General features: G+C 36.7%; 19 protein-coding genes. 15 read left to right on the top strand and 4 right to left on the bottom strand.

Annotated elements, in window-relative coordinates; all coding sequences use genetic code 11:
- From FHY45_RS15730 to FHY45_RS15680, 14 genes are all read left to right on the top strand, one after another.
- Positions 1-1632: an ABC-2 family transporter permease gene (locus FHY45_RS15730; RefSeq protein WP_139892448.1), complete on the top strand. Its 1632-nt coding sequence runs from the start codon at positions 1-3 to the stop codon at positions 1630-1632.
- A 158-nt stretch (positions 1633-1790) separates the two neighbouring features.
- Entirely contained in the window at positions 1791-2336 is a 546-nt protein-coding gene (locus tag FHY45_RS15725) for a cysteine hydrolase family protein (protein ID WP_139892446.1), read from the top strand.
- Positions 2337-2353: 17 nt separating this feature from the next.
- The gene (locus FHY45_RS15720; protein ID WP_066104773.1) at positions 2354-3835 is read left to right on the top strand and encodes a nicotinate phosphoribosyltransferase; all 1482 of its coding nucleotides are present in this window, start codon (positions 2354-2356) and stop codon (positions 3833-3835) included.
- A gap of 77 nt (positions 3836-3912) precedes the next feature.
- Positions 3913-4038 (top strand): hypothetical protein, encoded by a 126-nt coding sequence (locus FHY45_RS21020; RefSeq protein WP_257469149.1) that lies wholly within the window; start codon positions 3913-3915, stop codon positions 4036-4038.
- A gap of 192 nt (positions 4039-4230) precedes the next feature.
- Positions 4231-5457, top strand: coding sequence for a helix-turn-helix domain-containing protein (locus FHY45_RS15715; protein ID WP_066104769.1), 1227 nt, complete (start codon positions 4231-4233; stop codon positions 5455-5457).
- 472 nt (positions 5458-5929) lie between these two features.
- Positions 5930-7183, top strand: a complete 1254-nt coding sequence (locus tag FHY45_RS15710) for a S8 family peptidase (RefSeq protein WP_139892445.1) — start codon at positions 5930-5932, stop codon at positions 7181-7183.
- Between the two features lie 416 nt (positions 7184-7599).
- On the top strand, positions 7600-8517 hold the full coding sequence (locus tag FHY45_RS15705) for a hypothetical protein (RefSeq protein ID WP_066104763.1): 918 nt from the start codon (positions 7600-7602) through the stop codon (positions 8515-8517).
- Between the two features lie 8 nt (positions 8518-8525).
- Positions 8526-8681, top strand: coding sequence for a hypothetical protein (locus FHY45_RS20635; protein WP_180349999.1), 156 nt, complete (start codon positions 8526-8528; stop codon positions 8679-8681).
- A gap of 203 nt (positions 8682-8884) precedes the next feature.
- A complete protein-coding gene (locus FHY45_RS21300) occupies positions 8885-8959 on the top strand; it encodes an alpha-helical endospore appendage domain-containing protein (RefSeq protein ID WP_483861449.1) in 75 nt (24 codons plus the stop codon).
- A 523-nt stretch (positions 8960-9482) separates the two neighbouring features.
- Complete coding sequence (locus tag FHY45_RS21015; RefSeq protein WP_257469147.1) at positions 9483-9593, top strand: DUF6440 family protein; 111 nt, start codon at positions 9483-9485, stop codon at positions 9591-9593.
- Positions 9594-9992: 399 nt separating this feature from the next.
- A complete protein-coding gene (locus tag FHY45_RS15695) occupies positions 9993-11282 on the top strand; it encodes an ABC transporter substrate-binding protein (protein WP_066104760.1) in 1290 nt (429 codons plus the stop codon).
- 116 nt (positions 11283-11398) lie between these two features.
- A complete protein-coding gene (locus tag FHY45_RS15690; RefSeq protein WP_139892442.1) occupies positions 11399-12259 on the top strand; it encodes a carbohydrate ABC transporter permease in 861 nt (286 codons plus the stop codon).
- Positions 12259-13074 carry a carbohydrate ABC transporter permease gene (locus tag FHY45_RS15685; protein ID WP_139892441.1) on the top strand — a complete coding sequence of 272 codons (816 nt, stop codon included), beginning with the start codon at positions 12259-12261 and terminating at the stop codon, positions 13072-13074. The genes FHY45_RS15690 and FHY45_RS15685 overlap by 1 nt, the downstream gene beginning before the upstream one ends.
- Before the next feature lie 26 nt (positions 13075-13100).
- Positions 13101-14123, top strand: a complete 1023-nt coding sequence (locus tag FHY45_RS15680; protein WP_066104749.1) for a LacI family DNA-binding transcriptional regulator — start codon at positions 13101-13103, stop codon at positions 14121-14123.
- A 392-nt stretch (positions 14124-14515) separates the two neighbouring features.
- Here FHY45_RS15680 and FHY45_RS15675 read toward each other — a convergent pair whose 3' ends face one another.
- Together FHY45_RS15675 and FHY45_RS15670 are read right to left on the bottom strand one after the other, a co-directional pair.
- The gene (locus tag FHY45_RS15675) at positions 14516-15709 is read right to left on the bottom strand and encodes an MFS transporter (RefSeq protein ID WP_139892439.1); all 1194 of its coding nucleotides are present in this window, start codon (positions 15707-15709) and stop codon (positions 14516-14518) included.
- Between the two features lie 14 nt (positions 15710-15723).
- A complete protein-coding gene (locus FHY45_RS15670) occupies positions 15724-16152 on the bottom strand; it encodes a MarR family winged helix-turn-helix transcriptional regulator (protein WP_175354269.1) in 429 nt (142 codons plus the stop codon).
- Between the two features lie 362 nt (positions 16153-16514).
- On the opposite strand from FHY45_RS15670, the gene FHY45_RS15665 reads away from it, so the two are divergent.
- Positions 16515-17489: a cation diffusion facilitator family transporter gene (locus FHY45_RS15665; protein ID WP_066104742.1), complete on the top strand. Its 975-nt coding sequence runs from the start codon at positions 16515-16517 to the stop codon at positions 17487-17489.
- A gap of 46 nt (positions 17490-17535) precedes the next feature.
- On the opposite strand, the gene cydC is transcribed toward FHY45_RS15665, so the two are convergent.
- Both cydC and cydD read right to left on the bottom strand, forming a co-directional pair.
- Entirely contained in the window at positions 17536-19317 is a 1782-nt protein-coding gene (gene cydC / locus FHY45_RS15660) for a thiol reductant ABC exporter subunit CydC (RefSeq protein WP_139892437.1), read from the bottom strand.
- A complete protein-coding gene (cydD, locus tag FHY45_RS15655; protein ID WP_218975791.1) occupies positions 19310-21049 on the bottom strand; it encodes a thiol reductant ABC exporter subunit CydD in 1740 nt (579 codons plus the stop codon). The genes cydC and cydD overlap by 8 nt, the downstream gene beginning before the upstream one ends.
- Between the last annotated feature and the right edge of the window lie 2 nt (positions 21050-21051).

Here is a 21051-nt window from a genome sequence, read left to right as displayed (position 1 = left end):
ATGAAAAAATTTATGAGTTTGCGTGTGTTGGATAGAGGACAAAAGCTCTTTCAGTGGATGGGAATTGATTATCCGGTTATGAGAAGAATTCTTCAGGTTAAGCTTACAATGGATGCCAGAAGAGTTCCAACTTTGATGAATGATGGGTCTGGAAATACAGGTAAGGATTCAAATCAATTTTTAAAATCCTTATGGGTTTATGCGCTTATGGGTCTAATACTGATTCCTTTTATTATTATGGGTGAAAATTATTTTTTCCAAATGAGTATGTTGTTTGCGGTATTTATGTTTTTTATCATTACATCTTTAATATCTGATTTTTCCCATGTGATGCTTGATATACGGGATCAGTCTATTTTATTGTCTAGACCGGTTGATGGGAGAACGGTCTCGGTGGCAAAGCTGATACATATTATTATTTACCTTGGCACAATAACCCTTATTTTTATTGCGCCTGCGTTCATTGCTGCTATTGTTACTCAAGGAATTGGCTTTAGTCTGTTATTTTTGCTGGTCATTATATTGATTGATATATGGATAGTCTTGCTTACTGCTTTAATCTACTTGGTTATTTTAAAGTATTTTGATGGAGAGAAATTAAAGGATTTTATCAGTTATGTACAAATCTCCTTGTCTATTTTAATGATTGTTGGCTATCAACTAACGGTAAGGATATTTGACCTTGTAGATAGGCAAGTAGAATTTACACCAACTTGGTGGAGCTATATTCTTGCGCCTATTTGGTATGCCGCTCCCTTTGAGGTAAAACTAAATGGGAATTTTGCATGGCAATATATTCTCTTAATCAGCTTGGCTGTAATTGTACCGCTTGTTTCTGTCATTATTTATATTAAAAATGTTCAAAACTTTGAGCAGTATTTACAAAAGTTAACTAATCATACAGGAGCCTTATCGAAAAAGAAACGCAGTCATTTTTCAATGTTCCTATTACGAAATAAAGAAGAACGAGTCTTTTATCATTTCGCAAAAAACCTCATGAAAAACGAACAGGCGTTTAAACTGAAGGTATATCCATCTATTGGAATGGTTATTATTTTTCCGTTTATTACACTACTCAATCAATTCGGGGAAAATGGATGGAAAGGTATTCAAAATGGCAGCGGTTATTATACAATTTATTTCAGTGCGCTTATGATTCCAACTATTGCTATTGCACTCCGATATACCGATTCATATAAAGGAGCATGGATATACAGGGCCTCTCCATTACAGAGTGCTAAGTCTATCTTTATAGGTACATGGAATGCGGTTATGGCCAAGTATGTTCTTCCCATCTATTTGGCATATAGCTTTCTATTTATTCTTATATATGGAAGTGCTATCTTTTGGGATCTATTGATTGGTCTCTTTACGTTATTTATAATGGCAGTCCTGTCGTTCAGGACATATACAATTATATTGCCATTTTCTAAACCAACTTCTGCAACACAGGAGAATGAGGGGATTAAGACCGTTTTCCTGCTTTTCATTCTTGGCGTATTTGCAGGTTTTCACTTTCTTATAAGCAAGGTTGAGTATGGTTTATATGGATATGGGGGAGTCTTGCTGATCACAGCTATTCTTGTATGGCGATATGGATTTAGGGTCGACTTTAAAGATTTAAAGGATTGATACGATTTTAATAACCACTGTGTTCGTATCAAAAAGCGCTGTTTATTTTATTGGTGGTTGACTTTCTTTAAAATCAAAGTAGGCATTTTGTAATACAATTTGATATTCTATACGTACGATAAGCGGATTTGATGGAAAATGGATAGGGGAGTGGAGAGATGAAAGCTTTAATCAATATAGATTATACAAATGACTTTATAGCAGATGCTGGCAAATTAACATGCGGTAAACCTGGAAAGGAAATTGAAGAGTACATTGTTTCTTTAACAAAAAGATTCATTGAGGACAAAGATTTTGTTGTATTTGCTATTGATGTACACGATGAGAATGATCCATTTCACCCTGAAAGTAAATTATTCCCACCGCATAATATACGTGGTACCGAAGGTCGTTTATTATTTGGAAATCTTCAAAATGTGTATAATACTAATATTGGACAAGAGAACCTGCTATGGATTGATAAAACACGATACTCTGCCTTTGCTGGTACTGATTTGGAAATTAAATTGCGTGAACGCGGAATCACGGAATTACATTTAGTAGGAGTTTGTACAGATATCTGTATTTTGCATACAGCAGTGGATGCCTATAATAAAGGGTTTAAAATAGTAATACATAAAAATGGAGTGGCGAGCTTTAATGAAGCAGGTCATGAGTGGGCCTTATCCCATTTTGAAAATACGCTGGGAGCCAGTGTTTTGTAATTGAAGGAGGAAGTTTGATGACACATTATCCGGACGACAGCTTTGCTTTGCATACAGACCTATACCAAATTAATATGATGGAAACCTATTTTAAAGATGGGATTCATAATAAAAAAGCGGTATTTGATGTGTATTTCAGGCGCAACCCATTTAAGAACGGTTATGCCATATTTGCCGGACTTGAACGGGTGATTACATATATTAAAGACTTAAAATTTACAGAGAGTGATATTCAATATTTAAGGGAAGAGCTTAAGTATGACGAAGTATTCCTTGAATATTTAAAAGAACTGCGTTTTACAGGCACCATCAGAAGCATGAAAGAAGGCGAGCTCGTTTTCGAAAATGAGCCTTTAATGCGAATTGAGGCTCCGCTTGCAGAAGCTCAGCTGGTTGAAACAGCAATATTGAATATTATTAATTACCAAACTCTTATTGCAACAAAAGCATCACGTCTGAGTGTAGTAACTGGTGGTGAATCCCTGTTTGAATTCGGTACAAGGAGAGCACAGGAAACGGAAGCGGCAATTTGGGGAACAAGAGCCGCTTATATCGGCGGTTTTCAGGCAAGCAGTAATGTCAGAGCTGGCAAGAAATTCGGCATTCCGGTAGTAGGAACTCATGCGCACGCGCTTGTTCAGGCTTATCGGGATGAATATACAGCCTTCCGAAAATATGCAGAATCACATTATGATTGCACCTTCCTTGTTGACACCTTTGATACATTAAAATCAGGTGTGCCAACTGCCATACGAGTAGCGAAGGAAATGGGCGATAAAATTAATTTTAAAGCCATTCGTTTGGATAGTGGGGATTTAGCTTACTTGTCTAAGAAAGCACGCAAAATGCTTGATGAAGCAGGCTTCACAGATACATTAATTACGGCTTCCAATGATTTAGATGAAGCAACAATCCTGAACCTGAAAGCACAGGGCGCCAAAATTGATATGTGGGGTGTCGGAACCAAACTGATCACGGCCTATGACCAGCCAGCTTTAGGAGCTGTATATAAAATGGTCAGCATTGAAGATGAAAACGGCGATATGGTTGATACAATCAAAATCAGTGCAAATCCTGAAAAAGTGACTACTCCTGGCATGAAGAATGTGTATCGGATTATTAATAAGGAAACAAATAAATCGGAAGGGGATTATATTACACTCGAATATGAAAATCCTGCTTCTGAGAAAATATTGACTATGTTCCATCCTGTACATACCTTCATTAGCAAGGAAGTAACAAATTTTGATGCAGTACCACTGCATGAAAACATCTTTGTGGATGGGCAATTAGTGTATAAAACACCAGACTTGACGGTTATTCAACAATTTGCAAAGGATAACCTGGACTTGCTTTGGGATGAATATAAACGGTTCCTTAATCCGGAAAAATATCCGGTTGATCTAAGTCCAAAATGCTGGGAAAATAAACGGGTTCGTATTCAGGAAATAATGGAACACGTGAGAAAAACAGAAGCTGAAGTGAAAAACTGGAGATAATCAGCAATCCACCTTGCCAATAGACAAGGTGGATTTTTTGCTTTCAAAATAAATTTTAGGAAGGGAGTGCTTATACCTTGAAATGGAGACAATTATTTCGTGAGTATCGTAATATCCTTCCGAATGATTTAGAACAAGTTAGAATTAAAGGGATAAGATTACGCAAACGGCGAACCATGCTGAAAAAGAATGAATGTGGCTAAGAAATATTTAATGAACCTGGCATATAGCCAGGTTTTTATTTTTACTGACTAAAATCCGCTATAATATCAGACTGAATGTCGGTAAATGATGAAATGAGGGGAACGAAAATTATAAAAATAGGTTTCAGGATGTATGTTAGAACTTGATTTTAAAATGTATAATATTGGAAACGCATAAAAGAGGGTGGGTGCATGAAAGTAGGTTCGTTGATTAAATATTATCGGACTAAGCAGGGATTAACTCAAAGTGAGCTGGTCGAAGGCATATGTTCTGTACCTCATCTAAGTAAGATTGAACATAATGAGAAGGAAGCAAATGACCAAACTATCCATTTATTATTACAACGTTTAGGAGCAGACTTAACGAATGTTTATGAACAAAATAATACGGTGAAAAGATTGCTGGATGAATGGATTGAATGCATCAATTATTTTCAGATTGAAGAGGCAAAAGAGATTGATCGGAAGTTAGATAGTTTGGTAGATTTCATTGCCTATACACCACATTTATTTTTATATGAATTGTATAAAATGAGATATTTATTATTTATTAAGGATACTAAAAAAGCCATTCAACACTATAAATGGCTTGATAAACATAAGAAGAATTTAAATTATCAGGAGCTATATTTGCTTCATTATTATCATGCTATTTGTCTGCTCATCCAAAATAAGTACAGACAGGCCAATGAAGTTTTAGAGGAATTAGTTTCTGCAAGCAGGGATGGGATGAGTGTTTCTGCGGATGTTTATTATCATTTGGCACTTGCTAAATGTCATATGGAACAGCATGGGCATGCTATCTTCTATGCTAACGAGGCACTAAATGCCTTTACTGCCCAATATAATATAAAGCGAATTATGCACACGCTTGTGATTCTCGGCATTAGTTATACCGATACAGGCATTTATGAGGTGGCAGCAGAGTGCTATAAACATTTGAAAAGAAATGCTGAGATCCTAAATGAATCGGCAACTTTATCGATTGCCTATCATAATATTGGCTATTTAAAGCAGAAAAAAGGAGAGCTGAGTGAAGCAAGAGACTATTATTATAAAGCTGTAAATTGTGAAGCGGAGAATGCCCAATCTTCTATGGTGAGCCTTTATGCTTTGGCAGAAACCTCTTATTATTTGGGAGAATGGGAACAGGCGAAAGAGTATTTACATCACTTAAAGAAGAAAGCTCAAGAAACCGGGTCTAAAATATATCAAATGCTGCCCAATTATTATTTATATATGATTCAGGGGGAAGAAGAAAGAGCGATTAGCTATTTAGAAGAGTATACCCTTCCTTATCTATATAATGGGGAATCTCATTATAATGATATTCGCAGTGTTAGTAAAATTTTGGCAGATTATTATAAGAAATCAGGAAAGTTTCAGAAAGCCTTGCAATATATTTATACAGACTACTAGTTAAGGAGGAGAATAGATGAAAAGAAAAGCTCCCATTTTGCCGCCAATCGTATAAATGGTGTCATTTTAGAGAGGGTCAAAAGGACTGATTGTCCAATCAATCAGTTCTTTTTTGTTTTCATTTTTGCATAATTAATTTAGTGGATTATTAAATTATCTGAAAATTTACATAAATTTTATTGGGAAAATATAATTCTACTAGGTACAAACACCCGTTTGTATTAATCGCCAAATAGGTCGCAAATAGGATAGAAAAATGTCGATAGGTAAGAAAAAGCGCAAAAAATATAGTAATTTGTCACAAAAACTAATCTGATAACTTGGGAAAGTTTTTTTATTTGACAAAATAGAAAATAATAATTCTGAATTAATAGTTAATTTGTTCCGTGTTCAAAGAAAAAAATAGCCACTATAATAACGATACAACAAGAAAAGTTCACAGAAAATTCAAAAAACGAGAGGAGACTGAAAGATGAAAAAAAGGAAGATATTTGCTGGAGTTGTCCTAAGTGTATCAATGGCTTTATCTTTTGGCTCAGGAACAAATGCTGAGGATAGGTCGACTGCAAAGGCAAAGGATGTCAGCTCAGAGAAAACCTATCGTGTTCTGATTCAGGGATCTCAGTCAGAAAAAACAAAAGTAAAGAAAAATATGGGGACACACCGAGACTTCAGCAACCAAGGATTTACGACAGATGTTTCTGAAAAAGAATATCAGAAACTATTGGAAAATAAAAATATCGAAGTAGAAAAAGTACCTGAATTTAAAATTGCTGCAACTGCTATAGAAAAAGCTACTTCTGCACCTACAACCCGAGTGCCATGGGGAATTAAAGCAATCTATAATAATAGCTCTCTTACTTCTACATCAGGCGGCAGTGGAATTAAAGTAGCAGTTTTAGACACAGGCGTGTTAAAAACGCATGCGAGTCTTTCATCCAATATTGAACAATGTAAGGATTTCACTCAAACAAGCAGCACGGTTGTGAATGGCTCCTGTGCTGATGGGAATGGTCATGGTACCCATGTAGCCGGAACAGTGGCTGGCAATGGTACTGGCGTATATGGGGTTGCCCCTCAATCCAAAGTATGGGCCTATAAAGTTTTGGGTGACGATGGATCTGGTTATTCAGATGATATAGCAGCAGCAATTAGACATGCGGCAGACCAAGCATCCTCTACAGGTTCAAAAGTAATTATTTCAATGTCACTTGGTTCCAGCTCTAATAATTCTCTCATTAGCAGTGCTGTAACATATGCTTATGGAAAAGGTGTTCTAATTATTGCGGCAGCTGGTAATAGCGGCTATTCTGCCAATACAATCGGATATCCGGGTGCTTTGGCGAATGTAGTGGCTGTGGCAGCTCTTGAGAATGTTCAGCAAAATGGAACATACCGTGTGGCTAACTATTCTTCCAGAGGTAACCCATCCACAGATGGTGATTATGTAATTGGCTTAAAGGATGTTGAAATCTCTGCTCCAGGTTCTGCAGTTGAATCAACCTGGCATACGGGTGGATATAATACAATCAGTGGAACCTCAATGGCAACACCGCATGTATCCGGATTGGCAGCAAAAATATGGGCTTCCAATACAGGATACTCTCATACACAGCTACGCGCGGAATTACAAAGACGTGCGAAGTTAGTTGATATTAAAGGTGGATATGGAGCCGCTACAGGTGATGATTACGCATCCGGTTTCGGTTTTGCAAGAGTACAATAATAATTGAAACTTACGAATCAGCCTCCCGATTTTTGGGAGGCTGATTGATAATAGGATTAATTGAGAGAGTGGATTAATCTGATCTGGAATTCAATGGAATCTGCAAAACTAGGAGGTGTTTCCAGATGAAAGTATAAAAAAATGATGTAAAACAACAAAACTTGTGGGGAATTCATCTTAAGCAGAGGAAAATCTGCTGACGTGGAGCTGAAATTAGCCAAAGCGAGTATATAAATAGCAGAATCCAGCCAAAATGGAACAGAATCCAGCCGAACTGGACGGAAATCCAGCCAACTGAGTCTGAAAGCCGACTGATATATCAGATACAACGAAACAATTACACTATTTAATTATTCATTACTATCCCCCTTTAGGTAGTTGCCATTAGCAAAATCCTTATAAAGGAATTGATGATAATGAAAAAATGGTTTCGAATGAAAGGATGCGTAGAGTTATTTCGCTCGATAGCCAAGAAAGGAATGCTTTATTTTTATCAATTGGGGTTAGTTAGTATTGCCGGCTGGACATTGGCAAGTTTAGTGATGGCATATCAGGAAGTCTTGATGAATCCGATACAACTGCTCATGGTAACAGAATTGTCTAACCTTGATAAAGGTTGGTTCGTAGCATTGATGACCAATATAGTAACATCAGATGCAAATCGGATTATTGGAAGAGGGCTGTTGTTGCTGATTATTTGGATACTACTATTTCTATTTGTGCCTTTAGCAACGAGGAGTTTAAAGAGCTTCAGATTATTTCAGTTTGAGATAGAGCTGGAGGATGAAGATCCTTTGGAGGAACAAGTCCCTGTCGAAATTTTTCAATATGCACGGTTAAAAATCATTTCTAATATCTATGCCGAAAACAATAAAATGAGTCTCTACCGTTTCTATAATGAACAAGCCGGTTGGGCAGATTATAAAGAGGCACTGGCTTTCTATCTGGAAATAATGGCGGAGGAATACTGGGAGCAGGTTAGGATAGGAATCAATTGGGGGGTATATGAGTGGCAGGCTTTACCGGAAGAATGGAAACACCAGGCTTATATATCAGCAGATAAAGATAAGCCTTGTATAAAGAATAAACAAACGACTGTATATGGACCATCAAAAAACTCCATGATTTATACGTATCAGCATTTTGACACCGTCCTTGTAACGGTTCTTTGGAGTTATACTCATGAGTTTGATGCTATTGACCAGCAATGCATGTATATACTTCATCATGCCTTATCTGATCGTCTGGAAAACATAGAATATGCCATCTGGATTGAAAAAAAAGCAGCCTGTGGTCATTTTTATGAAACTGATTGTGAAATTATGGAGAGGTGAGTATTGGATTGGCTGATTATATTATGGACAAAGCCAAATATCGTGCTGAAAAATATAGACAATCGCCAAAAATGTTGAGTATCACTAAAGAGTGTAAAGTTATTGAAATAAAGCCGAGAGCCGAATATGGTTATGCAATTGAGAAAAAGGTGTTTAAAAAGTAGTCCATTCCGCTCAATCTTTATTATTGACTGGATGGTCTATTTTTTTATTTGCCAAAAAGAGGCTAACGTATACCTGCACATTTATCCCAAAGAGAGTAACGTAAGGGAAATTTATTTATAAACAGAGAGGGGACTAGTATGTCCTTACCTAACAACCCAAACATTACCCTTGTATAATAATTGACCGGGAAGATGCCATTAAAATGTTACTGCCTTCCATAGCGATGGAAGTTATGGGTTTATCACATATATTGAATGCAAGGGGAGAGAAACTGTAGTAAAAGCTGTCCATAACATTCAGAAGACTCTATTATGATGGATGATAGCGTTAATCAAATACTTAGGACAACTGTAATATCATAAATTATGCTGCAACTGAAATTGGAAGATATCATTTTGGGCTAGGTTCCATCTACCTTGTCAGTAGTAGTATCTTTTCAACGTGCCAATGAGGTAAGCCTCCCTTTAACTGAAAGGTTCGACTATTTCTCTCCAATTAGTAGGTACGGTCTCTGTGGAAACAGGGGACAGGGGCTAACATATCGATTGTAAGATTAGTATAAATAGTAATAAAAGAACGTGCTTTTCAAAGATGTTCTTTTTCAATGGCTGTTTTCGTATGTTGCTCAATACAAAAGACTCAATTACCATTTTGTAGTAGTTATAGATAGAGATAGCTGCTTCAACAAACCGAAAAAAGGAGTGCGTTATAGTGATAAATAAACGTTTTGAGGATGTTTATACTCAAGGAAAATGGAGGTTACTAAAATAATTCGTGATAATGAGACAGGAGTCCTATATATGTTTCATTATAACGGCCTTATTTCTGGATTAACTGTTATGGTTGATAAAGATGGAAAACCTTTAGTTAATAAAGATTTTATACCTGAGTCTGGTACTTCAGTGGAATAATGCGTCGGCCACTTCCTTATGGAGGTGGCTTTTTTTACACATATATTTAACCGTTAATCTAAAATGTACTTAAAACCATTTGATTCACTCGTTCTTTGGTTGCAAAGAGTTTAATCATTTTTTGGTCTCACAATATTGACAAGTCATAGATGAAATCGTTTGCGCAAAAAGTGAATATTATTTGACTTTTCAGGATAATTTATATGATTAAATAGGTAAATGAGTAAAAAAAGGTTTGAGATATTACATTCATATGTTAAATTGGAAAAGAAAGGTTTGTGCAAACGTTTTCGTAAAGTGGAAAATTAATAGTTTTTAAGAATAAGGTCACTGGTCTTTTACATATTTATAGAAAACGTTTACTTGAACCAAACATAAAGAGAGAAGCGAGGTAAAAGAATGAAACAAAAAAAATGGTATGCGGGTGCTTTATCAGCTTCACTATTGGCAGCAGCTGTCTTAACGGGATGCTCATCTGAGAGCTCTTCCTCCGATAGCAAAGATAAGGTAACAATTGATGTATTTCAGTTTAAAGTGGAATTCAAGGATCAATTTGAAGATGTAGCCGAACAATATGAAAAAGAAAATCCAGGTGTAGAAATTAATATTACTACAGTTGGTGGCGGGGAAGATTATGGTGCTTCTTTAAAATCTAAATTTGCTTCAGGCAAGGAACCTGCTATCTATAATGTTGGCGGACCGCAGGATGTTGCAGATTGGAAAGATAAACTAGCTGATTTATCCGATACAAAAGCATCCAAAGAAGCACTAGATGGAACTCTAGATGGTGTAACTACAGATGATAAAATCCTTGGTCTTCCATATAACCAGGAAGGATACGGCTTGCTTTATAACAAAGAAGTCTTTGAAAAAGCTGGTATTAAAGCAGAAGAAATCAGAACAATGAAAGCGCTTGAAGAGGCGGTTAAAACAATCGATACCAAAAAAGACGATCTTGGTATTAAAGCAGTATTTGCTTTACCAGGAAAAGAAAAATGGATTACCGGGTTGCATGCTTCCAACGTCTTTATCTCTCCAGAATTTGAAGAAAATATTATGAATGCTTACAAATCTGACAAGGTTGATTTTAAATATGGAGATCAATATAAAACATACATTGATTTATCCAATAAATATTCTATTCAGCCAACTGTTAGCCTTGATTACTCACAGCAAGTAGAAGAAAACTTCTCACTTGGAAAGGTAGCTATGATTCAACAAGGTAACTGGGTATATGGTTCCATCGCCGGAATTGATGAAGAATTTGCTCAAGAAAAAGTTGGTATTCTACCAATTCCTGTAGAAAGTTATAAAGAAGATTCTCTACCAGTTGGTATTCCAATGTACTGGGGAGTAAACAGCAACAATGATGAGAAAGTTATTGAAGCATCTAAAGACTTCTTGGATTGGTTATATACATCTGAAGAAGGTAAAAAGACAGTTCTTGAAGATTTCAGCTTCATTCCTGCTTACAAAGGATATGATTCTAGTAAAATCGCAGACCCAATATCTAGAGAAGTATATGATTATGCGACTGAAGGAAAAACAATTGGATGGGTATTTATGGGCTATCCAACTGGTTGGGGCGAAGATAAATTGGGTGTAAACATACAAAAATATTTAAGTGATGAAATGTCTTGGGATGAGCTAGTCAAAGAATCTCAAAAATCTTGGTCTGAATCACGCTAATATCATTTACGTATATGTGATAGAACTGCAAAACAAAGTAGTGTTGGGCTACTTTGTTTTGCTACATAGATAATGGATGAGGTCATAAATTTTGTCACAATTTTGGAGGGGTAATAATGCGTACTCGCAGTTTTTCCTACTGGTTATTCCTTACACCGGTTCTAGTATCGCTATTTCTTGTCGTACTCGTGCCACTGGCACTTGGTGTATTTTACTCATTTACGGACTGGAATGGAATTCAAACAACCGCTTTTGTTGGTTTTCAAAACTATATTGGTATATTCCAAGAAAAAGAATTCATGGACGCTTTGTGGTTCACAGTTAAGTTTTCTATCGTATCGATTATTTTAATCAATGTGATCGGTTTAGTTTTAGCCTTAATTGTAACCTCAAAAATTAAATCAAATAATATCTTACGTACAATCTTCTTTATGCCAAACTTGATTGGTGGACTGATTTTAGGGTTCATTTGGCAGTTTATTTTCACGAAAGCATTTGACGCAGTTGGTGTGGCCCTTGGCTATGAAGGTTTACAAGGCTGGTTGTCGACTACAAATACTGGATTCTGGGGATTAGTCATCCTGATGAGCTGGCAAATGGCCGGTTATATCATGATTATCTATATTTCGTATCTTGAGGGTGTTCCAGAAGAATTAACTGAAGCTGCCGAGATTGACGGGGCGAGCTATTTCCAAAAACTACGCGCAATCATATTCCCGCTCGTAGCACCGGCATTTACCGTTAGTATGTTCTTGACGCTGTCCAATACGTTTAAATTATATGATCAAAACTTAAGCTTAACAGCTGGGGGACCTTATAACTCCACACAAATGGTCGCCATGGAAATATTCCAGACTGCATTTAAGGAAAGCGATATGGCTTATGCCTCTGCAAAAGCAGTTATCTTTTTCTTGATTGTCGCATCTATCAGCTTGACACAAGTATATATCAACAAGAAAAGGGAGGTTGAATTGTAATGCGCAGAAAGCATAACTGGCCCTTAGAAATAACTGGGATTGTATTAGCCTTAATTTGGCTCTCCCCTTTCTATATCATGATTGTTAATTCGCTTAAAACAAAAAAAGAAATGTTTACGAATGTCTTAAGCCTTCCGGAAGCATTTAATTTTGACAACTATGTGGAGGCGTACGAACAACTGGATTTCTTGAAAACACTATTTAATTCCGTGTTAATTACAGTTGTAAGTGTAGGTCTGATTATTATCTTTTCTTCAATGGCTGCATATGCTCTCTCACGGAATAAAAGTAAGATGAGTACGTTTTTATTCTTTATTTTCGTGGCAGCTATGCTGATTCCTTTCCAATCCGTCATGATTCCATTAATTACGGTATTTGGGAAATTTGAAATGCTGAATCGTGCTGGCTTAATCTTTATGTATATTGGCTTTGGTTGCAGCTTGTCGATTTTCTTGTATCATGGAACATTAAAAAGTATATCCCAATCGCTTGATGAAGCGGCTACTATAGATGGAGCTAACAAATGGCAAATCTTCTGGCATATTATCTTCCCAATGCTAAAACCAATTTCTATTACAGTCGGTATTTTAAATACGATCTGGATTTGGAATGACTATCTATTGCCGTCCCTTGTCATCAACCAGGAAGGAATGCAGACTCTTCCATTGAAAATGTTCTTCTTCTTTGGGGAATATACAAAACAATGGCATCTTGCTCTAGCCGGGTTAACTTTAGCCATTATTCCTGTCATCATTGGATATTTCTTTGCACAAAAACAAATTATTAAAGGGGTAGCTGAAGGTGCAGTGAAATAGGATTTACGAATTGAGGGGTGGCTCTGATGGATGTAACAATTAAAGATGTTGCTCGAGAAGCGAATGTAGCACCGTCAACTGTGTCAAGAGTCCTGAAAGATAGCCCGCATATCAGTCTTCAAACAAAACGGAGAGTCCGGGAAATCATGAATCTGATGGGGTATACCCCTAATTTTCAGGCTCAAAGCTTAGCTGGGAAAAGTACACAGGCTATAGGAGTAATTATGCCTGACACTGCCTATCAAGCATTTAAAAATCCTTTCTTCTCAGTCGTTCTACGTGGCATTAGCCGAAGTGCGAATGAACAAAAATATGGTTTGTATTTATCAACCAGTTTTACTCAAGAAGGTATCTATGAAGAAGTTGTTTCCATGGTTCAAGGAAAAAGGGTCGACGGGTTAATACTCTTGTATTCACGTAAAAATGATGAAGTGATTGAGTTTTTAAAGCAAGTTAATTTCCCATTCATCGTAATTGGAAGACCCTTGATGCATGAAAAAAGTATTACCTATGTGGATAATGATAATGTGACAGTTGCTAAAGATGTTACAAAGTATTTGATAGAGATGGGACACAAGAATATTGCATTTATTGGAGGAAATGAAAACTTTGCTGTTACGATTGATCGTTTAAAAGGATACAGGGAGGCGCTGGAAGAGAGTGGACTACCATTTTGCAGGGATTATCTGATTGACGAACATCAATTTAATGATAAAGGTTTTGAATCACTAAAGAATCTAATTAACTACAATCCCATGCCAACAGCTATCATTGCCCAAGATGATTTGACCGGATATGAAATATTAAGTTATTTGGAAAAACTCAATATCCATGTACCAAGAGACCTTTCCATTATCGGCTTTAATAACCAAATTCTTTCTCAGCATTCGAGACCGCCACTGACATCAATAGAAATACATATATCTCGCCTTGGTATTGAAGCAACAAAAAGTTTAATTGAAAAGATAAAGGATCCAAACACATTTCCAAAGAGAGTGACGGTTCCAACACAATTTATTGAACGGGAATCTTGCAGAAACATAAAGTGAATTTTAAAGCTGTCCAATCATTCAACCGAGTAACTGATTGGACAGCTTTTGTTATGGAGATAAAGAAATACAATACGTTTAGGCGCTTATCCTATTTTAATAGTTAGGGAGATGTATGCTATATAACTAAAAAATATGGAAAGGAGAAATCGCCTCAATTAAGTGCTGTTTTCGCTCAATTATTATGGAAAATCGCTCAATTATATTCAAGGAAAGCTATAGAATAAGATTATTTCTTATCTGTTTGGCTAATAAATGGCTGTTTTGAGCTTTTTTTATTGAAATAAGCATGTAAAAGACTTGATTGAATACAGATGAATGGTTAATAACATCATTTATAGAAAAAATCGATTCAAGCAAGCTATGAATAAGCTGAATCGATACTTTTTCAATTAATATTGAGTAACTCTTGAAGCTTGAGTAGCTTTTTTACCATGAGCTACATAATAAAGGCCTATAGCTATAAACGAGATAACAGCCATTGTTAAATAAAGCCCACTATAACCGGAAACCGGAATATAAAATCCTTGAACAAATGGTCCGATCCCGATCCCAATGTCATACATGACAAAGAATGTGGAGGTGGCGAGCCCAATCCGGTGGGGAGACGTCATTTTGATTGCTACAGTTTGTGCACTGGATTGAAAAGTGCCAAGCCCTACACCGATTATAGCGCCTGCTAAAAGCAATGTAATACTGTGGCTTGTCTGACTTAAAACGATCAACCCGATTGTGTATAAAATTAGAGAGGGGTAGATTACTGTATTTTCACCGTATATATCAAACCATTTTCCCGTAAATGGACGCGTCAGTATTAGACAAATAGAATACATGACAAAGAAGAAGCCTGCTGTCGATACTAAATTAAGCTCCTGAGAATAGGAAGTTAAATAAGATAATATACTGGAATATGTAAATCCAATGACCCCAGCTGTAATAGCAATAGGCAGTGCGGCCAGCTCAAAGTAGTCACTTATTTTATGACCTTTCATCGACTTGACTTGCTCAGCTGTAAATTGCATCTTTGGAACATTCAAGAAGAGCGTGAAGATGAAACTTAACGAAGCAAAGACAACGGCAACCGAAAAGACAATTGTATAAGAAAAGGAATTGCTGATCATTAAGCCTAGAAATGGTCCAATAGCCATTGCCAGGTTTGTACTCATCGCGAAATATCCCATACCTTCCCCTCTTCTGGATAAAGGTAATATTTCAGCCACAAGTGTTCCTGTAGCGGTTGATGCGAAACCAAATGAAATACCGTGGATTAATCGAACGATTAGTAAGAGTGCAAGGCTCGACGCCATAAAATAGAGAATAGTTGCTGCTAAAAATAAGGCTAGACTGATCGTAAGCATTATTTTTGCACCGACCAGGGCAATTCTTTTGCCAGCAATAGGCCTAACTAGCACAGCTCCGATAACAAATATACTTGAAGCGAGTCCGGCTATACTTTGGCTCGTATGAAAAGTAGTAATTGTATAAAGTGTTAAAGTAACCATTAAGCTGTAAAATGTTAAAAAGATAAATAAATTAGCTGAAGAGATTAATAGGAAGTTTTTTGTCCAAAGTCTTGGTTTCTCCATTTGTAGTCACGTCCTTATTCATGCTGTAATTGATGCTGCATTTTGCCAAATATCTTCATCATAATTTTTATTTCATCCTCTGATACACTTGACATTACTTTTTCTTCAAATTCACTGACATGGTGTATGCAGGTGATATAAATTTCTCTTCCTGCCTCTGTTAATTGAATTCTTTTTTCCCGTTTATTATCGCTTGGAATCTGCTCGATAATATCCCGCTCTTGCAGTCTGGTAACGGTTCTTGTAATAGTGGGTTTTTCCACATTCAAATAATTACTAATATCCACGAGGGTGGAAGGTCCATAGTGCTTTAAATAATAAATAATAGCCCATTGTGAGTGGAATAAATCATGCTTGGCTAATTGATCATTCAATCGTTTTGTAAATAATCGAGCTGTCTGCAAATATTGATGAAAAAAATACTGGTGCCCGGAAATAGACAATTGTACCACCACCTCGAATATAGTTACCTAGGTAACTATACGCCGGTGTTGATCATAAATCCAGTAAAAAGCACCAATAAATTCATTTGGATTATTGTTTCTTCAAAATTAGTGTAAATACACTAGAGATGGGGAATAAAATGATGAGATAATTGAGATTAACAGATAAGGGATTAGGAGGTGAAGAAGAAAATTCAAACATAGGAATTAAATGAAGTGTGATCCAAAATGTTTTATATTTTTTTAAAATCCTCGTCTTAATGGAATAGCTTACTAGTTTTCATTACAGAGGCTAGCCTAATCTTTACATATCTAGTTTTTCTATCTGCATGTATCTATTTTGAATTGAAGGAGTAGGGTCTATGGGTGAATTATTTCAGTTACTAAAAAAAGGAAATACAAGTGCAATTACAGCAGCAATCGTCAACTTAGTGATATCTATTATTAAAGGTGCAGCTTATATGTTTACTGGTAATGTGGCATTATTCGCGGAGACACTTCATAGTTTGGGAGATTCAGCTAACCAATTCTTTGTGTTTATTGGGTCAGCGTTAAGTAAAAAAGCACCGACCGAACGTTTTCCCAATGGATTTGGCCGCTTGGTAAATTTGGTTCTTTTGGGAGCGGTATTAATAGTAGGAATCATGTCTTATGAAACGATAAAAGAAGGATATATGCATATTTTACACCCTAGTGAATCTAGTTATTTTTGGGTGAGTATCGGTGTTTTAGCCATCAGTGTAATTCTCGAAGTTTTTGTTTTAGTTAAAGCAATGAAGGAAATTATGCATGAAGTCGGAGTGGAAGCGAAAGGCTTGTCTTTCTTATATAAAAGCTTCACCTATTTTGGTAAAGCGAAGCCTGCAACTAGGCTAGTGTTTTTGGAAGACCTAGTTGCTACTTCAGGTGGGGTTTTAGCGATCATCGCGATTGTCATATCACATTTAACAAACCTACACGCAGCTGAAGGAATTGCCTCCATTCTTATCGGCATGATGATGTTATTTGTAGTTGGTAAAGTATTCTTCGACAATGCAGCAGGTGCCCTTGGTGAAGCTGATGAACTGATGGAGCAATATATTGGCGATCTGGTTCTTCTTGATAAAGATATCAAGGATGTTCAGAAGGTAGTCGTAATTAAAGAGGGCGAGGATTTTCATGTAGAAGTCTGTGTCGAAATTGATCTGTCTTTAACGGTTGCCGATATGGACGATATTAAAGATCGTCTTAAAAAGCAAATCTTAGCGGAAAAGGGCGTTGTTGATGTCATGATCGAATTCGATGAAGACGATGGCCTGGTAAATTGGAACCAAGCTGAGAAATTGCCAGCAGAATAAAAACAAAGCGCTTGATGACGGGTATATGTCTCAAGCGCTTTTGTTTTTAATTATTTAGCTGTGGCATATCCAATTTATATAGTTTTGTATAATGGGGCATCATTTGAAGAAGTTCTTCATGAGAACCGTTCATACTGATTTCCCCGTCTTGAAGAAACAGAACTCTATCCATTTTTTCCACACCCATTAAGTGATGGGTAATCCAGATCATTGTTTTACCATTTAACGTCTTAAATATGGTTTCAAGGAGGCTGCGTTCGGTTTGCGAATCAAGACCGACAGTTGGTTCATCTAGAATAACAATCGGATTTTTTTGTAAAAGTATTCTCGCAAGCGCAATACGCTGACGTTCTCCGCCTGAAAAACGCCCTCCCAATTCATGCATACGCGTTTGATACCCATTTGGAAGAGATTCAATATAATCATGCATCCTAACTAATTTAGCAGCTTCATATACCTCTTCATCGCAAGCATTTGGATTGCCCAGCCGTATATTATTCATAACGGTTGTATCAAATAAATGTGGTTTCTGATGGAGTACAGAAATGAAGCTTGTAATTTGAGAATCTAAAAGAGAAATATCTTTATTTCCTATACTGATTTTTCCTTGATTAGGTTTATATGCACCTAATAAAAGCTTTACGATTGTACTTTTCCCCGCTCCGCTTTTACCCAGCATCGCAATTTTTTCGCCAGGCTGAATGGTAAAGTTTAAATTATTCAATACCTTCTCGTCAGTAGAAGAATAAGAAAAACTAATCTGATTAAAGGTGATAGGCAATGCAGTTTGTGCCTTCAAATCATTAAATTCGCTCGTGTTTTCATTGTTTGTTAATCCTATTAATTCTTTTTCTTCCTGTAAGCCATTCATTCGCTCCAATGAACTTTTATAACTGGAGACCTGGCTAACAGCATCGGATAATGGGGCGAAAGCATCGACTAATGGGAACACTACTAGAATAAAAGCTGCAATCCAAATAGGAGAGAATTGTTCGGCTTCTACCTGTAAGGTAATCCAGCAGGCAAGTGCCACAATAATAACCAATATGACAGCTTGAAAGAGAAAATTACGTTTTCGTTGAAATAGATTGATCTTTGCTTCAAGTACATCAACCTTTTTTTCATCTTTTTCATAACATTCGATAAAATCGGACTGTCTGCCACTAATCATCCAATCACCAATTCCCATAACAGCATCTGTCAGAGATTGATATAGTCCGTTTCTTGCATTTTTCATTTGTGCATGTCTTGCACGCGTCACTAATAGTGATACGAGAGGAAACAAAATAATCAGGACGAATAACAATAGAAACATTAGAAGCGCAAAAGGAATAGAAAAGAATCCTAATGCCAAGACAATTAACATATATAAACCGATGCTTATGATAGATGGAAAGATTGTCTTAATATATAAATCTTGAAGATGCTCAATATCATCAGCCATCACACCAAGCAAATCGCCGGTTTTATATCGGGATTTGAAATCTAAAGCATCTGGTTCAAGTGCCCTATATAAACGGACCCGCATACTCGATAGTATTTTTAAAACAAGGCTATGGCTGCTTAAGCGTTCAGCATAACGAAAGGCTGGCCTTGATACTCCAAACAGCCTTACCAAGACAATCGGTACATACACAAGGAGGATGTTTTCTGGTAAAGTGGCAGATTTGGATATTAAATAGCCAGATGTAAACATTAAAGCACCTGCGCTAAAGAACGTGCCAACACCAAGTACAATTACGATAGTTAAGAGCCACTTATTTTGGGATAAATAAGGACCAACCCACGAGTTATTGAGAATGGAGATATAGTCTTTTTTCTTAGCCATGGTGCACCTCATTTCCCCCTAAGTGTTCTTTAATTAATTGATAATAATGGCCTTCTTTTTTTAATAGCTCCTCATGACTTCCGATTTCAACGATACGCCCTTGATCTAAAACAATAATTTGGTCCATGTCTGTCATCCAATGAAGTCGATGAGTCGCAAAGAATACAAGATGATCGTCAAATAAAGGAACGATATTTTGCTTTAATTCATATTCCGTCTCTATATCAAGGTGAGCAGTTGGCTCATCAAACAAGAGAATTTTTCTATTTTTATCAAGGAATGCCCGTGCTAAAGCAACTCGTTGTTCCTGACCGCCACTCAGCATACGACCGCTTTCTCCAATCTGTTCATCCAATCCATTTGGTAGGGAATCAACAACTTCTTTTAATCCTGCTCGATCAATAGCCAACTGAATTTCCTCTTCACTGGCGTTTGGAGTGTAAAATGTAATATTGTTTCGCACAGTATCATTAAATAGATAAGGATGCTGTGGAATATATAGCAATTGATCCTGCCAGCTCATTTCTTTAAAAGAGGAATAGGAATGATTGTTAATAGTAACTGTGCAGGATGTAGGGTTTAAAAATCCGCCCAGTACATCAATTAAGGTAGATTTTCCGGCACCGCTTGCGCCAATAATACCGATTTTTCCGTATCCCTTCCATGAAAATGATAGATCATTCAGAGCGGATTGATTGGATTCCATGTGTTGGACTGTCAAGTTGCTAATGGTTAAGGAATCCTGATTTGACCAAGTAGAGAATGTTGTATTTTGTTTTTGTTTTAGATCAAGCGGCCAATTAATAATCCGTTGAATAGCAGACATACTGTTTTTTCCGTCTAAAGTAGCGTGGTAATCTGTTCCGAAGTCCCGAATCGGTAAAAAGTATTCAGGAGCAAGGATTAATACCGTAAGTGCCGGTCCTAATAAAATTGCACCTTCCATAAGCCGAACACCCAGGAATAAGGCGACAATAGCGACTGAAAGGGAGGTGAAGAAATCGAGCGCGAATGTTGAAAGGAATGCAATTCGTAGTGTCCCCATCGTTGCTTTTCGGTAACGTTCACTTACGTTTTTGATATTTCGATCGTACTTTTTACTTAAGCCCAGAAGTCGTAAAGTTTCCAAGCCACGTAAGGAATCAACAAAATGGTTGGAAAGGACTTGATAGGATTCATATTGTTTATCAGCCTTACGCTTTGCTGCAATCCCAAGCATAGCCATAAAGAATAAAAGAATAGGGAGTACAATGATTACAATTCCCGCAGAAGTCAAATCAAGCGTCAGCATAAACCCTACAATTAACAGAGGAATCAGGAACATACTCATCATCTTGGGCAAGAAAAGCTTTAAATACGTTTCAACCTGGGAAACACCTTCTAAAGCCATTGTTACTAAGCTTCCTGTCCCTTCGGATTGGGTGAATCGAGGACCCAATTCAAATAATTTCTTCAATAATTCTTTTCGCATCGCTGTCCCTGATTCGGAGGCAAAGCGATCCATCCATTTATCACGAATAAAAGTCAAAAGGTGGCGTACCAAAAAAGCTAATACGAATAAAAGGAAGGGGATAAGCTGTTCAGACAGCTTTTCCCCATTAAATAAGTTTGTAATCCCTTCAGCAAGGTAGATGGCCTGAATAATAATGGCAATCCCCTGTAATAAAGAAATCACGAATAGGAATGTCATGGTGCTCTTTATTCCTTTTATAGTTAAAATCTCTTTGTTTATCA

Source organism: Bacillus sp. D386, assembly GCF_006346415.1.
This window is presented reverse-complemented; position numbering and strand designations above follow the sequence as displayed.

What these genes read in the sequence shown, in the direction of transcription:
- FHY45_RS15730 (WP_139892448.1), top strand. Translation starts at nt 1, where the DNA reads ATGAAAAAATTTATGAGTTTGCGTGTGTTGGATAGAGGACAAAAGCTC.
- FHY45_RS15725 (WP_139892446.1), top strand. Translation starts at nt 1,791, where the DNA reads ATGAAAGCTTTAATCAATATAGATTATACAAATGACTTTATAGCAGAT.
- FHY45_RS15720 (WP_066104773.1), top strand. Translation starts at nt 2,354, where the DNA reads ATGACACATTATCCGGACGACAGCTTTGCTTTGCATACAGACCTATAC.
- FHY45_RS15715 (WP_066104769.1), top strand. Translation starts at nt 4,231, where the DNA reads ATGAAAGTAGGTTCGTTGATTAAATATTATCGGACTAAGCAGGGATTA.
- FHY45_RS15710 (WP_139892445.1), top strand. Translation starts at nt 5,930, where the DNA reads ATGAAAAAAAGGAAGATATTTGCTGGAGTTGTCCTAAGTGTATCAATG.
- FHY45_RS15705 (WP_066104763.1), top strand. Translation starts at nt 7,600, where the DNA reads ATGAAAAAATGGTTTCGAATGAAAGGATGCGTAGAGTTATTTCGCTCG.
- FHY45_RS21015 (WP_257469147.1), top strand. Translation starts at nt 9,483, where the DNA reads ATGTTTCATTATAACGGCCTTATTTCTGGATTAACTGTTATGGTTGAT.
- FHY45_RS15695 (WP_066104760.1), top strand. Translation starts at nt 9,993, where the DNA reads ATGAAACAAAAAAAATGGTATGCGGGTGCTTTATCAGCTTCACTATTG.
- FHY45_RS15690 (WP_139892442.1), top strand. Translation starts at nt 11,399, where the DNA reads ATGCGTACTCGCAGTTTTTCCTACTGGTTATTCCTTACACCGGTTCTA.
- FHY45_RS15685 (WP_139892441.1), top strand. Translation starts at nt 12,259, where the DNA reads ATGCGCAGAAAGCATAACTGGCCCTTAGAAATAACTGGGATTGTATTA.
- FHY45_RS15680 (WP_066104749.1), top strand. Translation starts at nt 13,101, where the DNA reads ATGGATGTAACAATTAAAGATGTTGCTCGAGAAGCGAATGTAGCACCG.
- FHY45_RS15675 (WP_139892439.1), bottom strand. Translation starts at nt 15,709, where the DNA reads ATGGAGAAACCAAGACTTTGGACAAAAAACTTCCTATTAATCTCTTCA.
- FHY45_RS15665 (WP_066104742.1), top strand. Translation starts at nt 16,515, where the DNA reads ATGGGTGAATTATTTCAGTTACTAAAAAAAGGAAATACAAGTGCAATT.
- cydC (WP_139892437.1), bottom strand. Translation starts at nt 19,317, where the DNA reads ATGGCTAAGAAAAAAGACTATATCTCCATTCTCAATAACTCGTGGGTT.